15 protein-coding genes and 1 tRNA gene are annotated in these 14,729 nt (G+C 60.7%); 11 read left to right on the plus strand and 5 right to left on the minus strand.

Features of this window, described 5'->3' with window-relative positions; translation table 11 throughout:
* The first annotated feature begins 130 nt into the window (after window positions 1-130).
* The 6 genes from mutL (at window position 131) to NW827_RS00030 (ending at window position 8,748) form a co-directional block, all read left to right on the plus strand.
* On the plus strand, window positions 131-1,861 hold the full coding sequence (mutL, locus tag NW827_RS00005; protein WP_414503179.1) for a DNA mismatch repair endonuclease MutL: 1,731 nt from the start codon (window positions 131-133) through the stop codon (window positions 1,859-1,861).
* Window positions 1,862-1,892: 31 nt separating this feature from the next.
* Complete coding sequence (locus NW827_RS00010) at window positions 1,893-2,741, plus strand: vitamin K epoxide reductase family protein (protein ID WP_414362085.1); 849 nt, start codon at window positions 1,893-1,895, stop codon at window positions 2,739-2,741.
* 118 nt (window positions 2,742-2,859) lie between these two features.
* Entirely contained in the window at window positions 2,860-5,499 is a 2,640-nt protein-coding gene (locus NW827_RS00015) for a TIGR03960 family B12-binding radical SAM protein (RefSeq protein ID WP_414404480.1), read from the plus strand.
* Window positions 5,500-6,022: 523 nt separating this feature from the next.
* Window positions 6,023-7,996, plus strand: coding sequence for an Rne/Rng family ribonuclease (locus NW827_RS00020; RefSeq protein ID WP_414503180.1), 1,974 nt, complete (start codon window positions 6,023-6,025; stop codon window positions 7,994-7,996).
* 19 nt (window positions 7,997-8,015) lie between these two features.
* The gene (locus NW827_RS00025; protein ID WP_414362091.1) at window positions 8,016-8,657 is read left to right on the plus strand and encodes a ribonuclease HII; all 642 of its coding nucleotides are present in this window, start codon (window positions 8,016-8,018) and stop codon (window positions 8,655-8,657) included.
* Window positions 8,658-8,674: 17 nt separating this feature from the next.
* A tRNA-Arg gene (locus NW827_RS00030) sits at window positions 8,675-8,748 on the plus strand.
* Between the two features lie 6 nt (window positions 8,749-8,754).
* Here the strand turns inward: NW827_RS00030 and NW827_RS00035 are convergent.
* The 5 genes from NW827_RS00035 to gvpA form a co-directional block, all read right to left on the minus strand.
* Window positions 8,755-9,180 (minus strand): LptA/OstA family protein, encoded by a 426-nt coding sequence (locus tag NW827_RS00035; RefSeq protein WP_414404482.1) that lies wholly within the window; start codon window positions 9,178-9,180, stop codon window positions 8,755-8,757.
* Between the two features lie 45 nt (window positions 9,181-9,225).
* Window positions 9,226-9,546, minus strand: coding sequence for a gas vesicle protein (locus NW827_RS00040; protein WP_414362094.1), 321 nt, complete (start codon window positions 9,544-9,546; stop codon window positions 9,226-9,228).
* 50 nt (window positions 9,547-9,596) lie between these two features.
* Window positions 9,597-10,481 (minus strand): gas vesicle protein GvpN, encoded by an 885-nt coding sequence (gene gvpN / locus NW827_RS00045; RefSeq protein WP_414404483.1) that lies wholly within the window; start codon window positions 10,479-10,481, stop codon window positions 9,597-9,599.
* Between the two features lie 88 nt (window positions 10,482-10,569).
* Window positions 10,570-11,589 carry a gas vesicle protein GvpC gene (gene gvpC, locus NW827_RS00050; protein WP_414404484.1) on the minus strand — a complete coding sequence of 340 codons (1,020 nt, stop codon included), beginning with the start codon at window positions 11,587-11,589 and terminating at the stop codon, window positions 10,570-10,572.
* Between the two features lie 194 nt (window positions 11,590-11,783).
* Entirely contained in the window at window positions 11,784-12,011 is a 228-nt protein-coding gene (gvpA, locus tag NW827_RS00055; RefSeq protein ID WP_414362100.1) for a gas vesicle structural protein GvpA, read from the minus strand.
* Window positions 12,012-12,304: 293 nt separating this feature from the next.
* Here gvpA and NW827_RS00060 point away from each other — a divergent pair, with 293 nt between their 5' ends.
* The 5 genes from NW827_RS00060 to NW827_RS00080 form a co-directional block, all read left to right on the plus strand.
* Entirely contained in the window at window positions 12,305-12,616 is a 312-nt protein-coding gene (locus NW827_RS00060) for an Hfq-related RNA-binding protein (protein ID WP_414362101.1), read from the plus strand.
* Window positions 12,617-12,774: 158 nt separating this feature from the next.
* Window positions 12,775-13,458, plus strand: a complete 684-nt coding sequence (locus tag NW827_RS00065; RefSeq protein WP_414404487.1) for a V4R domain-containing protein — start codon at window positions 12,775-12,777, stop codon at window positions 13,456-13,458.
* Window positions 13,455-13,706: a hypothetical protein gene (locus NW827_RS00070; protein ID WP_414404488.1), complete on the plus strand. Its 252-nt coding sequence runs from the start codon at window positions 13,455-13,457 to the stop codon at window positions 13,704-13,706. The genes NW827_RS00065 and NW827_RS00070 overlap by 4 nt, the downstream gene beginning before the upstream one ends.
* Window positions 13,707-13,751: 45 nt before the next feature.
* Complete coding sequence (locus tag NW827_RS00075) at window positions 13,752-14,234, plus strand: hypothetical protein (RefSeq protein WP_414404489.1); 483 nt, start codon at window positions 13,752-13,754, stop codon at window positions 14,232-14,234.
* A gap of 15 nt (window positions 14,235-14,249) precedes the next feature.
* Window positions 14,250-14,729, plus strand: a 480-nt coding sequence (locus NW827_RS00080) for a 4-vinyl reductase (protein WP_414503181.1), incomplete at its 3' end; no start/stop codon positions are given.

Below are 14,729 nucleotides of genomic sequence, written 5' to 3' on the forward strand. Positions count from 1 at the left end.
TAAGACCTACCCAGCCCAGTTGACCTCTACACCCCTGGCCCCGGCCAGGGGTTTTCCTTTTGCCCCGAGGGAGTGGAGGAGTTCCTTGGCGGGACATACTGAAAGAGGACTCCTCAAGGGAGCTTTTCCCATGCTCAGGATTCGGCCCCTCAGTCCGGAGCGAGTTGCCCAAATGGCAGCGGGAGAGGTGATTGACTCGCTGGAGGCAGCTCTCAGGGAATTGATAGAAAACGCCCTCGATGCCCAGGCCAGCCGCATTCAGGTAGATCTTTGGCCTAGCCGCTGGCAGGTGCGGGTAGCCGATAACGGCCAAGGGATCCCAGGTTCGGAGTTGGAGCAGGTGGCCCGTCGCTACACCACGAGCAAGTTAGATGGGCGTAGCCTGGGGTTTCGCGGCGAAGCGCTGCACAGTCTAGCCCGCCTGGGATCCCTGACCATTCAGACTCGCCATGCTGCCGATGCTCACGGCTGGCTCGCCACCTACGACCAGCGGGGGGAGCTGACCTCCAAGCAGCCAGCGGCCACTGCTCTAGGGACAGTGGTGACGGTGGCGGATTTGTTTGCTAACTGGCCCCTACGCCGCTGTCCCCTGCCCCAGACGCGCTCGCTCCTAACTTTGATCCAGAACGCGGCCCTGGCGCATCCAGAGGTGAGTTGGCAGGTGTGCCAAGAAGGGCAATTGCTGCTCAGTCTCTGGCCGGGTCCATCTCTGCTGGATCTGCTCCTGCAAATGTTGCCGCAAGTGGAGCCTTCCGATCTACGCTACCGGCGCATTCAAGAGGGGGATAGTGACTGGGAAGTAGTGCTAGGCTTGCCGGATCGCCTGCATCGCCCTCGCCCCGATTGGATCCGGGTGGCGGTCAACGGGCGCTTTGTGCAGATGCCGGCGTGGCAACGGCTCATCCAGTCCGTCTTTCAGCACACCTTGCCCCGCCATCGCCATCCCGTAGTGGTGGTGCATCTGCGCCTGCCACCTGAACAGGTGGACTGGAACCGCCATCCGGCTAAGAGCGAACTTTATCTGCAGGAGCCGCAAAAGCGAGAGGAGCAATTGCGCCAGTACCTCCAGGATCTCCTGCGGGCGGGATCTGTCCAGGCCAGTCGCCGCTCCCTCCATCTCCTCCGCGCCAGCGAGGCCAAGTCCCTCTACAGGGTTTCTCCCTCCCTCCAGAGCCCAGCTTTCTCTGCCGCGGGTTCCTCCCTACCGCCTCTGAAGGCGTTGGCTCAGCTGCACCAGACCTACATCCTAGCGGAGCACCCCCAAGGGCTGTGGCTGGTGGAGCAACACCTGGCCCACGAGCGAGTGCGCTACGAGGAGATCCAACAGCACTGGCAGCTAGTGAAGCTTGAGACACCCGTGATGCTGCAGGGGTTGTCTTCCCAAGCTGTGGAGCAGTTGGAGCAGTTGGGGCTGGAGCCGGAACCCTTTGGCCCCGCTGCGTATCTGGTGCGCCGCCTACCGCTGGCTCTCTGCTCCGAAGATCCCGCCGAGGTGCAGGGATCCCTTCTAGAACTTAGCCATTGTGCCGACCTGGAGGCAGCTCAGGTGACGCTGGCCTGCCGTGGCGCTTTGCGCAATGGGACCCCCCTGACCCTGGAGCAGATGCAGCAGTTGCTGGACGCCTGGCAGCGCACTGCTAGCCCCCACACCTGTCCCCATGGCCGCCCGGTTTATCTGGCTTTGGCCGAAACCGACTTGGCCCGCTACTTTCGCCGCCGCTGGGGGATCTGCGACCGCCCTCTCTCTGATCCCAAGCTGGGATCCCTACGGCTAGGGGATAGGTTTGCCGCCCAAGTGCGCCGCTTAGCTGGCCTGCCGATACAGGATCCCACGGACGAGGTCAATTCTGCTCCTCTATAATTCAGGGGTGTCAAGCTGCTGTAACGGTTCTATGGCTTCCTATCTTAAGGCCCCGCAGGAAACCTGGCTGCAGCGCCATGCTCGCCCAATTTTGGCCCTCTTGTCCGGCTTAGGAGTTCTGTTGACAGCCTACCTTACCTACACCAAGCTAACGGAGCAGCCGGCTGCCTTCTGCAGAGGGGATGGGGGGTGCAACCTGGTGCTCTCCAGTCGGTGGGCAGAGTTTTTGGGGATCCCAACAGCAGCTCTTGGACTGCTGGGGTTTCTCGCCGTCTTGGCGCTGGCTGTGCTGCCAGATACACTCCCAGGGGTGAAGCGGTGGCGGTGGCCAGCTCTGTTTGGCTTGGTTTCCGCCATGAGTGTCTTTGAGATGTACATGCTTTACCTCATGGTGGCAGTGCTGCGGCAATTCTGCCTCTACTGCACTGCAGCAATCGGGTTGGTGGCGGGGCTTTGGCTCGTTACCGTGTTCGGCCACCGCTGGCTGGACGGGGTCAAGCTGGCTGTTGGTTACATTCTCGTGGGCCTGTTCACCTTGGTAGCCACCCTTGGGGTGTACGCTAACCAGGCCCCTCCACCTAGCCCTCTAGCGGCAGGCTTGGCGGCCCACCTGCGTAAGATTGGCGCCACCATGTATGGGGCCTACTGGTGCCCCCACTGTCAAGAGCAGAAGGCCCTGTTTGGGTCAGCCTTTGCCCAGGTACCCTATGTGGAGTGCTCGCCCAACGGGCCCGGCACGCCCCAGCTCGAGGAGTGTACAAAGGCAGGGATCACCAGCTATCCAACCTGGATTATCAATGGCCGCCGTTACGTAGGACTGCGCTCCCTGGAAGCTTTGGCAGTAGCTTCCGGGTACTCCTTCGAGGCGGAGAAAGAGTAGGATTGACCCCAACCCGCCTGCCAGCGGCTCCCGGACCCATCCACCCCGGCTTTGGACTGCTGGGCAAGTTCGGCTAGAGTCAGATTAGAAACTGTGTTTGCTGCTGGTTAGGAGCCCCATGCTTGCTGCAGCTGCCACGGAAGCCGACCTAGGCCCCATTGATCTGGATTGCCTGCTCACGCCGGAAATTCAGCGGCCAGCCCGCTACTTGGGGAAAGAATTTGGTGCTGTCCACCGCCCCTGGGACTCGGCGCGGGTGCGTTGGGTGCTGAGTTACCCAGAGCTGTACGAGGTGGGGGCCTCCAACCTGGGCCACATTATCCTCTACAACATCCTCAACGCCCAGCCAGACCAGTTGTGCGACCGCGCCTACTTGCCAGGCCGGGATTTGGCGGCCCGGATGCGGCAGTTGCGGATCCCGCTGTTTGCTGTAGAATCGCGTCGCCCCTTGCGCGCTTTCCATATTGTCGGCTTCAGCCTAGCCTACGAGCTGGGGGGCACCAACATCCTGGAGATGCTGGATCTGGCTGAGATCCCGCTCAAGTGGTGGGAACGGCAAGCCTTCACCCCGCAGGAGTGTCCCCTGATCTTTGCCGGTGGGCCGACCGCCACCTCTAACCCAGAGCCCTTTGCTGACTTTTTTGACTTCTTTGTCTTCGGGGATGGGGAAGAGGTGCTGCCCGAAATTGGCCAGGTGCTGGCTGGATCCCTGCACAAGCCCCGCCGGGAAGTGCTTTTGGAGCTAGCCCAAGTGCCGGGGGTGTATGTACCCCAGTTTTACGAGGGGATCCCACCGCGGCCCATTGTGGCCGGTGTGCCGGAGCGTGTTCGCCGCCGCGTAGCGCTGCCCCAACCGCAGTACTCCATTGGCCTAGTGCCGCTGGTGGCAACGGTGCACGACCGCCTGGTGATGGAAGTGCGGCGGGGCTGTACCCGTGGCTGTCGCTTCTGCCAACCCGGCATGCTCACCCGTCCAGCCCGCGATGTGGAGCCGGAAGCGGTAGTGGAGGCAGTGGTGCAGGGGCTGCGCAAAACCGGCTACAGTGAGTTTTCCCTTTCTTCTCTCAGTTGCTCCGACTACCTTTCCCTGCCGGCGGTGGGAGTGGAGCTGCACAACCGTCTCCTTGGCCAGCACGTTGCGCTCTCGCTGCCCAGCCAGCGGGTGGATCGCTTTGATGAGCAAATTGCCGCCATCATGAAAGGATCCCGCCGCTCCGGTCTGACCTTTGCCCCAGAGGCGGGCACGCAACGGCTGCGGGACATCATCAACAAGGGTCTGAGCGACGCCGACCTCATTCGCGGCATTCGCACCGCCGTCCAGGAGGGCTGGGACAAAATTAAGCTCTACTTCATGATTGGCCTGCCCGGCGAGACCGACGCCGATGTCATTGGCATTGCCCGCACTGTCGAGATGCTGCAGCGGGAGTGTGCTGCCCTGGGCCGCAAGCGGGTGGAGTTTACCCTTACCCTTTCCAACTTTGTTCCCAAACCCCACACGCCCTTCCAGTGGCACCGGGTGGACTATGCCGACGTGCAGCGCAAGCAGGCCCTGCTACAGAAGGAACTGCGGCGGCTGCGGGGGGTCAAGGCCCACTTCACCGACATCCGCTTTAGCATCCTGGAGGACTTTATTGGCAAAGGGGATCGCTCCCTGGGACAAATGATTGAGCGGGCCTGGCGGGCTGGCGCTGGCCTAGATGCCTGGTGGGAAAACATCGACACGGCCTACGCTGCCTGGGTCAAGGCCTACTGCGGCGAAGCCGTGGATCCCAGCGCCGATCCGGTTGCCCTCTGCGCCTATCTCCCCATCCGCGAGCTGGGCTTGGAGGATCCCCTACCCTGGGATCACATCGACACCGGCATCGACAAAAAATGGCTGCAGAAAGACTACCGCCGCGCCCTGGAAGCGATGACTGTAGAAGACTGCTCCTTTGAGAAGTGCTCTGCCTGCGGCGTCTGCGGCCCCAGCTTTGGCCACAACATCGTCATCCCGCCTCCCCCCGTTCCGCCGCTGCAAAGCCGGCCCGCCCCCACCCCAGATCCTCTCGAGCCAGAGCCGCCTGCCCAGCGCTTCCGCATCACCTACGCCAAAACGGGGGACCTGCGCTGGCTAGGCCACTTGGATCTCATGCGCCTGTGGGAGCAAGCCTGTCGGCGCGCAGGATTGCCCTTGGCTTTTAGTGGCGGCTACCACCCCCTGCCTCGCCTGGCTAACGCCAACGCCCTGCCCGTTGGCCAGGAAGGCTACGGCGAGATCCTAGACCTGGAGCTGTTGCAGCGGCCAGAGGGGCCCTTCACCGCTGAGGAGCTGCGTGCCCTGCTTGTCGAACAACTGCCACCAGAAATCTCCATCCAGGCCATTCAGGAGATTGGCCTGCGGGATCCCTCGGCCACTGAGGCTGTCTATGCCGCTGAATATCAACTAAGCGTGAGCTGCGAGTTGCCCAATGCCAATTGGCCCGCCTGGGTCAGCCAGATCCTAGATGCTCGGGAAATTTGGATTGAGAAATCTTCCAAGTCGGGCAAAGCATCTCTTTTCAACGCCCGTCCCCTGCTTTACTACCTAGAGTTCCAGGGCTTGGCCCCTGATGGCAGCGCCCACCTCTTCTACCGCGGCAGTTGCCGCAATGACGGTGCCTACCTCCGGCCTCCTCAACTGCTGCAGATGGCCGAGGCTCTGGGCTTGCCCCGCTGGACCCTGCAGACGGCCAAGCGGCTGCGACTACTGTGGGAGAACGGCACCTCCGAGCCCAACTAAGGGTTGGCTGCAAGTAGCGGCCTCTTGGTCAGCAGGGCTGGCTAGGCTAAGGGATGCTGCAGGCCTTATAATACTGCTGCAACCCTTGCCAGGCCTCAACCCCTGACCAAAGGAGCAGCAGGCAAAAGTTAGGTTAGATCCCAAAACGCAGACCCCTTGAGCTCCGTACCCAGAACAACTGCCACAGGGTCCAGGCGTCCAGAGAGGTGTGCCTCTTCGAGCTAGGTCAGCTTTTCTTTTTCCTCGGGAAGGGGCCTCTTTCTTGCAGACAAGTTGCAGGCAAGGGGTGTCCCTTGTCGGGTTCCTGCTAGGGTACCTTTCCCCCTACTGCCAATCCTGCACAAGCTGAGGTCTTTGGAGTGCAAAACCAGGAAGTCCGTCATTGGCCAAGAGCTTAGGGTAATGGACAGCTGGATGATGAGTCAATTTTGTCCTCGAAGACTTGAGCGGATCCTAGAACACCCCCTCTCCAAGACGAGGGTTCAATCCAAAACTGCAGGCCTTAGGGGGGGGAGGGAAATTAATGCCTAGGCAGATTGTCATTGCTGAGCAGCACCGTATTGCCGCTGTCTTTGCCGAAGACCAAGTCCAAGAGCTAATCATCGCCAGTGGCACCCACCAGGTAGGGGATATTTACGTTGGAATTATTGAGAACGTCCTACCTAGTATCGATGCCGCCTTTGTCAACCTCGGCTCTGGGGAACGCAACGGGTTTATTCACGTCAGCGACCTAGGCCCGCTGCGTCTTAAACGCAACCAGGCTCCCATTTCCGAACTGGTCCTGCCGCAGCAAAAAGTGCTGGTGCAGGTGATGAAAGAGCCCACTGGTAACAAAGGGCCGCGTCTTACAGGCGACCTAGCTCTTCCAGGGCGTTACTTGGTGTTGCGGCCTTACGGGAAGGGGGTGTATCTGTCCCGCCGCATTGAGGACCGAGAAGAACGCAATCGCCTGAAATCGCTGGCCATCTTGATTAAGCCTCCCCAGATGGGCCTGTTGGTACGCACGGAGGCCGAAGGAGTATCCGAAGAGGCCATGATTGATGACCTGGAGCAGTTGAAAAAGCTCTGGGAAGAGATCCAGCAGCAGTATCAGGCAGCACGGGGGCCGGGCCTGCTCAGGCGGGACGAAGATTTTATCCAACGGGTGCTGCGGGACGTTTATTCAGACGATGTCAACCGCATCGTTACTGACTCTGCGGCCGGTGCAAAACGGGTGCGCAGCTATCTGCAAGGCTGGAACAAAGGAAAAATGCCGCCGGGAGTTGTGGTTGAGGTTCACCGCGAGCCTACCCCCATCCTGGAGTACTTCCGGGTCAATGCGGTTATTCGCCAGGCCCTGCGGCCGCGGGTGGATCTCCCTTCTGGAGGCTACATCGTCATTGAGCCCACGGAGGCCCTGACCGTGATCGATGTCAACTCCGGCTCTTTCACCCAGTCAGCTACCTCCCGCGAGACGGTGCTGTGGACCAACTGCGAGGCTGCCACCGAGATTGCCCGTCAGCTGCGGCTGCGCAACATCGCCGGGGTGATCGTGGTGGATTTCATCGACATGGACTCCCGCCGGGATCAGCTGCTGGTTCTGGAACACTTCAACAAGGCCCTTGCCAATGACAAGGCCCGCCCTCAGGTGGTTCAGCTGTCGGAATTGGGGCTAGTGGAACTCACCCGTAAGCGGCAGGGGCAGAGCCTCTACGAGATCTTTGGCCACCCCTGCCCCACCTGTGAGGGGCTAGGGATCCTGGCCCGACTGCCGGGATCCGAGCCAGGGCGGCTGTTAACTGTCGAAACTGGACGACCGGTAACGCTGCCTAGCGAGGTCGAGGAGGGCGAAGAGGAGGGTGCTGGCCCAATTCTCCCCCAGAGCGTCGATCCCCAGCGGGCACGCCTCCAGGTGGGCGGCAATGGAGCGTTGCCAGCGGATAGTCGTACTTCCCTGGACCGCTCCCGGCTGGGTCCAGGAGAGCAACTGGAGGCGGAGGAACCCAGGGTTGAGCTGGTGCGCAAACGGCCCCGCGAAGAGGGGGAGGTAGAAGGAGCAGAGCAAAAGCGCAAAGAATTCCATCGCCCTAGCCGCGGGGAGGAGGCTGGCCATGCCAGTGGGACAGAGTCTCCAGAAAGTGGACCAGCTCGGCAAACCCTCAGTGTGGAAATGACTCCTCTCCAGCAGCGGGTCTATTCGGAGCTGGGGCTGTCGCCCCTGTTGCTTCTGGATCAGCCACCGCCTGCGGGCCGAGACACGGTGATTAGGGTAGTTTTGCCAGGCCCTGCAGCGGTGGAGGGATCCCCTAGCCCAACTCCCACCAACGGTGCACCTTCACCTTTAGCGGAAGCGTTGGCCCCGCCATCCCAAGAGCCTGCTCCTCGGCCGGAAGCTACCCAGGCCGAACGGCTGCCTACAGCAGAGCCAGCAGCAACAGGGGCGCCGCCAGAAGTAGTCATTGACCCCTCTCACCAATCGCCAGCAGCCTCCAGACGACGGCGCTCTCGCAGCAGTTAGCCAAGCTGGTTGGTGACTTATGGACAAGGCAACCAAGCCTAGCTTGAGGTGGGAGGGATCCCTGTGGCAACGAGGGCTGCGGCGAGTGGCGGGGGTGGATGAAGTGGGGCGGGGAGCCCTGGCCGGGCCTGTGGTTGCCGCGGCGGTCATTCTGCCTCCCCAACTGGATCCGGAGGTGCTGGCAGGGGTGAGGGACTGCAAGCAACTTAGCCCCCGGCAGCGTGCTTACTGGGCGGAGCGGATTTACCGGGTGGCCCTGGCTGTGGGCATCGGCAGTGCCTCTGCCGCCGAGATTGACCGGCTCAACATTCGCCGGGCTACGCTGCTGGCCATGCAACGAGCTCTGGCGCAGGTGGGGGAAGTGGAGCACGTCTTGCTGGATGGGCTGCCGTTGGCCGAGCTGGGATCCCGGCAAACAGCGCTAGTGAAAGGGGATCAGCTCAGCCTCTCCATCGCTGCTGCCTCCATCGTGGCCAAGGTCTGGCGGGATGCTCTGATGCAGAGCTGGGACTCCCAGTACCCCGGCTATGGCTGGCGCACCAACGTCGGCTATGGCACCCGGGAGCACCGGCTGGCGCTGCAGCAGTTGGGGCCAAGCCCTCAGCACCGCCGCAGCTTTGCCCCTCTGCAGGACTTGCAAGCAGGCAAAAGGGGAGGGTAGGATAGGAGCTATCGACTGCCCACGTAGCTCAGCGGACTAGAGCACTGGGTTCCGGTCCCAGGGGTCGGAGGTTCGAATCCTTTCGTGGGCGCTAGAACTAGGGACTAGCAGTAGGCTCCGGCAACACGTAGATGGATTCTACCTGCTGGCCGGGTAAAGGGACGGCCTGGAGGATCCCTTTTCCAAGGTGGTAGATGACCTTCTCTGCCTGGAGTTGATTTTCTCCTTGGCGGATGGTGACCCGGCCCTCCAGCTCAATCCGCTGCTCTTTGCTATAGTAGACTGCCTTTTGGGCACGGGCAGTGAGGCGCTCGGCAGGAAAGCTGAGGGTAACATTGCCAGTGGCTACAAACACCCCCGTGTTGGCGTTGGCCTCCTGAACATCGGCGCTAATGCTGATGGCACGCGGGTTTTGCCCCCAGGCTGGGCTGGAGATCGCCAGCGCCAGCACTAGGCCTGCCGCCCACTCCAACTCCCTTAGGCGGCCCCAGCCCTTGTGGTCGAGGCTGATCCCTGCTGCCATCCCCTCCCCCGGTTAAACCACCCCAGCAGCCAGTCTAGCCTGGGATTACTCCGTTTCTTTCCCCCCTTGGGCCAGTTGCTTTTCCAGCTCACTGACCCGCTGCAGCAACTGGCGGTTGGTTTCCAGCAGCTCGCGGGCTTGGCTGTGGAGGTAGGGATCCGCTTCCCACCAGTTGATCCCAATCTCCTTGGCTTTGTCTACGGAGGAAATCAGCAGCCGAATGCGCACAGTGAGCAACTCCACATTGCCCACGGAAACCGTGATATCCCCGGCGATAACAATGCCCTTATCCAGTACCCGTTCCAAGACATCGGCCAATGAGGAGCCGTGGGTGGCAGTGGCCAGAGGTTGAGAGGTAATGGGCACAGAGCAATCCCCCTTCAAAGCCTGCAGAGGTGTTTAGGCGGGCCTGCCCCTTAGCCGGGCAGTTGGTCCAGGAGTTGGTTGAGCACCTGGGATCCCTCTTCATAGCGATTGCCAGCCCTAGGCAACAGCACATCGGCACACAGGGCACGAAAATCAGTGTTTTCTTTGCTCACCGCCAGCTCGTGCTCCTTGACGATGCGCCCGATCATCAGACAACTGCGCAGGCTGGGTTGGCGGGTCAGATCCAACTTGCGGCGGAAAGCACGGACAAGGTGGACAATCTTGAGCGCGTCAGAAGCAGATAGGCCGATGCGGGAAATGAGGATCTCCTTTTCCGTCTCGATGTCCGGCTCCCCAATATCAATGGTAATCATCCGATCCAGCAGCGCATCTTGGGCCTTGTGAACCCCGGTGTATTCCTCTGGGTTAGAGGTGAAGATGGCCCGGAACTGGGGATGTACCCGCAGATATTCGGAGCGGTTGCTATCTGGCGGCAACACCAGCAGCCTCTCTTCCAAAGCGCTCAGGAGGGCGTTGTTGGCCTCAGGGCGGGAGCGGTTGAACTCGTCGTAGATGAGGGTAAACCCCTCCCGGCAAGCCAAGGTGAGGCGGGCATCTACCCAGCGCTGCCGCACATCTTCCTCTATCTTCACCACTGAATGGATGAAGTTATCCACCACCCGCCGATGGGTAAAGCCGGTGCGGCCCCCGATGAGGTCGGAGGAATCAAAGCGGTCGTCGCCATAGATCAGCATGATGGGGCGGCCTAGGAGGCTAGCCAAATGCATCGCTAGGGTAGTTTTGCCTGTGCCCGAAGGCCCCCGCAGATGCACCGCAAAACCGGATTGCAGGTAGCGCAAAGCGCGGCGGGTAATCCGCTCAATGTAGGGGGTGCTCACAAAGTGGCGGGGACGCGCCTGCAGAACCGTGGCCATAGCAATACCCAACTCTCAATTGCCGTGACGCTCCTGCCTTGACTATAGCCGCAACGGTCTTCTTGCGCTCCTAGGGATTGCGCTGGGCTTAGACCACAACCGTCGCTGACACCATACGCCGCAAGGTGGCCAAGATTTCCGCGGGATCCACCCCCAGATCCACTGCACCGCGGGCCAGCAGATCCCGCACCCGCTCCCGATCCCCGATCACCTGCAGCAAGGTTAGGTTAGGATCCTGCGCTTGCAAAGCCTCTACATACTTGCGGACGTAGGCCAGGATGCGATCCGAACTTTCCTCCTGCGCCGAAGCAGGCGGAGCTGGGGAGGGTTCAGGGGGTGCCCCAGAAGGGGGAGGAGGGGCTGTGTCGTCTGAGACTGGAACTCCAAGCTCTGGTTGGGTAACCTCAGTCGAAACCGTTGCTGCAGCTTTGACCAAGCTCTCAGGCGGCTTATCACCCTCTTCAGATTCCTCAAGATCTGGGACAATGGGCCGATCCCCTGGGATCCCATTCCCCCACACCTGCTCGTGCAACGCCCTGCGGAAAGCCGCCAAAGCCTGCCGCAAAGCCTGGGCCTCTGCCCGCTGTTCTTGAGCAATCTGAGCCAGCTCCTGCCGCGCCAGTTGCTGCAAAGCTTGTACCCGCTGCCGCAATTCGGCACAGAACGCCTGCCGCACTTGTCGGGTTTGGTTGGCCATGGCCTGCCGCGCCTGGGCACAGGTGCTCAGCAGGCTCTCCACCGTCGCAGCCAAGTCGGTCCGAAAAGTCCGCAGCTCCTGCTGTTGGGCCTGCGATTGGGCGGCTCGTTCTTGGGCCATGCGAGAAAGAAGCTCCGCCACTGCTTTGGCCCGCTGGGCCACAGCCTCCAGGCGAGAATGCTCGTCCAAGACCCGCTGCGCCGCCCGGCTCTGCTCCAGGTTGCGCAGTTGGCTACGAGTTTGTTCCCTCTGCTGCCGTATTGCTTCTTGTCGTTCCTGGCAACGTTGCCTCAGCTCGGCCATCAGCGCGCGGTGCTGCTCTAGGCGCTGCTGCCGAGACTTTCTTAACAAACTCTGAGTTTGAGCCACCCGCTGGCTGCGGGCTTCGGCCCACTGCTCCTGCAAACTCATAGCACCCTCTCCCTGCCGGTTTTTGCTGTATTGACCAGTAGCCAGTTTCCCTTCCCCTCCAACGGCAAGACCATTGCTTGGAGGGGGGAGGAGGCAGAGATTCTTTTGAACCCCTGCCTCGCTTACCGACTGCTTTGGTAACAAACCCAGGCTTCTCTCAAAGGCTGAGGCCTGGTGGGAACTGAGAAGTGGCCTCAGGAGGTTTGGACAGCGGGAGCAGCAGCAGTAGTCGTCAGGCCCACCGCCTCGGCGTACTTCAGGTAGGTCTCCACCGAAGCCACGACGACACGTGCCTCAATGGCCAACAGCTCGATCCCCACCAGAGAAACCCGCACCCAGGCATCGACCACGATCCCCTTGTCCAAGATGCGGTCAATCACTTCGGCTAGGCTCGAAGAAGAGTTCACTTTCTCAACTGCCATGACAATCTCTCCTACACTGATGATGGTTGGATGGTTGAAGACAAATCGGCGGCAAAATTCCAGCTTCGAAGGGATCCCAATCTTGGATCGTCCCTCCCTGGGGTAACACCCGCACCTTGTATCACCCCAGCTCCATTGTGCTGGCTTTTGTCGGGGAGACCACCCGTGGATTCGCTTAAAAAATACGGCAGGTCAACAAGACTTACCGTCTTTTCCAAGCGCCATCCCCCCTACATAGTACCCGCCGAAAGAAAAAGTAGGTCAGGGGGTAAGAGTGTTTTTGGATCCCGGCTATGGAGATTGTCCAGCCAAGGTGCGGGCCAGCAGGGATCCCCTATACTGAGAGCAGTGCGCTTGCTGTCCTTTCGCTGGCCAAGAGGGCTGCCGTGACTGAGTTCAACACTGGGCTCCCAAGCGTGCGCCGCCTGCAGAAGGTGATCCGGGATCGGGAAATCCTGGAGGTTAAGCTCAATACCGGAGATGTCTTCGTCGGCCAGTTGCGCTGGCAGGATCCGGACTGCCTCTGTTTGGCAGACGCGGAGGGACAAGAATCGCTGCTGTGGCGATCGGCCATTGCCTTCGTCAAGGTCAGGCCCCACTCCTAAACCCAAGTCGCCGCAGTCCCTTGGTCCTCAGTGGCGTCCCGGCGGCAGGGACTTTTTGTTGGGCTGGTGCACCCCTCGATGGCTCTGGCCAAAGCCCCCGGCAAAAAGGCTATGATTCAGCAAGAAGTGTAAAAAATTGCCGCCCTCTCCCCACTGCCATGACAACGGGTCTCATCGAGCTGAGCCTGCAGCCTGCTGCCCAACGGCACAATCACTACAGCCGCGAAGACTTTTTTCGCTTCGACCTTGCCCAGGGATCCCTGGTGGACTGGACGGGTAGCCGCAATGTCTTGGTAAGTGAGGACTTCATCCTGGGTTTGCAACAGGGCCTAGAAGAAGAAGTGGGGGATGCGTCGGCTGCGTTGATGTACACCATTGGCCGCGAGTGGGGGCGCAACGATGCCCTCCACTTCTCCCGCTGGTTCGAGGAGGAGTATCGGCGCAAGCCCAGACAGAGCCACCTGATGTTCCTTTTGGAAACCTGGTGGTGGCCCTTGACCTCGCAAGGGTGGGGGCGCTGGGAAGTCGAGACCGAAAGCCGGCGCCAAGGGTTTATTTTCATCAACCTGTTTGACTCGGCTGTGGCCCGCACCCTTGGGGATGTGGGCAAACCCGTTTGCCACCTCTATGCGGGATTGTTTGCCGGATTTTTCAGCACCATGGTGGAACGGCAACTTAGCTGCATCGAGATCCAGTGCTACTCCATGGGGGAAAGCTACTGTAAGTTTTTGCTGGGCAGCAAAGATCGCATCGACGCAGCTGCCTTTTGGCTCAACGAAGGAGCCACCGCCAGCGAAATTGCCCAGAAATTGCGCTCCGGTCAGGGAGTGACCAAGGCATGACGGCGGAGGTTTTTCTGGAAGAGTCGGTGCAGAGCTTTTTTGCCCGCTTGAACTGGGATAACCGCCCGCGGCAAAGCCCCTCGTTGCCAATGCCCTTTTGGCGGGTGCGGGAGTACTTTGGCTCCATCCCCTGGGCGGGGGATCCGAGGGCTTTGGTGGCCCGCTCTATGGGATCCCTGGCGGCAGGGCCGGAGCCTGCCGCCGAAGAGGAGCAGATTACCTTGGCCGACTTGTTCAGCTTGTTTTGAACTCCGGCCCCCACCCAGTCCCCCCCAACACTTGGGAGAAGTGAGATGGTCAGCCCCTTGGAGCAGATGCTAATTGAGGCAGAGGCCCGCTACCTCACACCGGAGCAACTGGAGCAACTCAAGGCCTATGTCCTCGGCTGGCCCAAAAGGCTGCAGGTGTACCGGGCCGTGCGGGAGCGGGAGAGCCAGATGGTAAGCCGCACTTTGGAGGCTCTGCAAAAGGAGATGCCCACCATTGCCCCCCAGCTAGTGGATCTGTGCCGACGGCACCTGTTGCTCTTGTTGCGGCACAGCGCCCTGGCCATGCTGCTGCAGGACGAAAGCCTCCTTAGGGAGCGGCTAATCGAGTGGGTGGAAGAGGAAGTACGCCTGTACGGACTGCAGAACGTTTATGAAGTGGCCCATCGGCTTTTCCAGCAGGAGCTCAAAGAGCACTTACAACCTGGCGAACTGGAGTTTATCCGTCCCTGGATTACCCAGGTGCAGGCAGCTTTGCTGTCTTTAAGGAGCCCTTCCATTCTTTCATAGACCCAGGAATCCCCTATGGCTAGCTCCGCCGGTTTCGACCCCTACACCCCCGTTTTGGCCAACTACTACGCGCCCAGCCTCTACCTGCAAAGCGACTTGGAGTCGGGTTTGCTAGAAAGTCGCCACGGCGACCGTCTCTTAGCCCTTCCAGAGACCCTCTTGCGAGCCATCTATACCGGCCTGGAGTACGAGACAGGACAAGCAGCCCGTCTGGTGCTGCGCAACTGTGGCCGTATGTGGGGCAAAGAGTTTTTCCGCCGCTTTGCCCAGGAGCTCTCCGACTACTACCAAAAGCCCCTAGCTGAGCTGGAGATGGGCCTTTTTCTCCAGAGCCTCAAACAGGCGTGGAAAACCCACGGCTGGGGGCTGATTGACATCGACTGGAGCTACAAAGATCAGGGGGTGCTGGTGGTGTCAATCCGCAACTCTCCCTTCGCTGCTGCCACCCCCCCCCACTTCAAGCGCCCGATGGGCTTTCTGGAGGCAGGGCTGCTG

The sequence above is a fragment of the Synechococcus sp. H70.1 genome (assembly GCF_047502705.1).
Classification (GTDB): domain Bacteria; phylum Cyanobacteriota; class Cyanobacteriia; order Thermostichales; family Thermostichaceae; genus Thermostichus.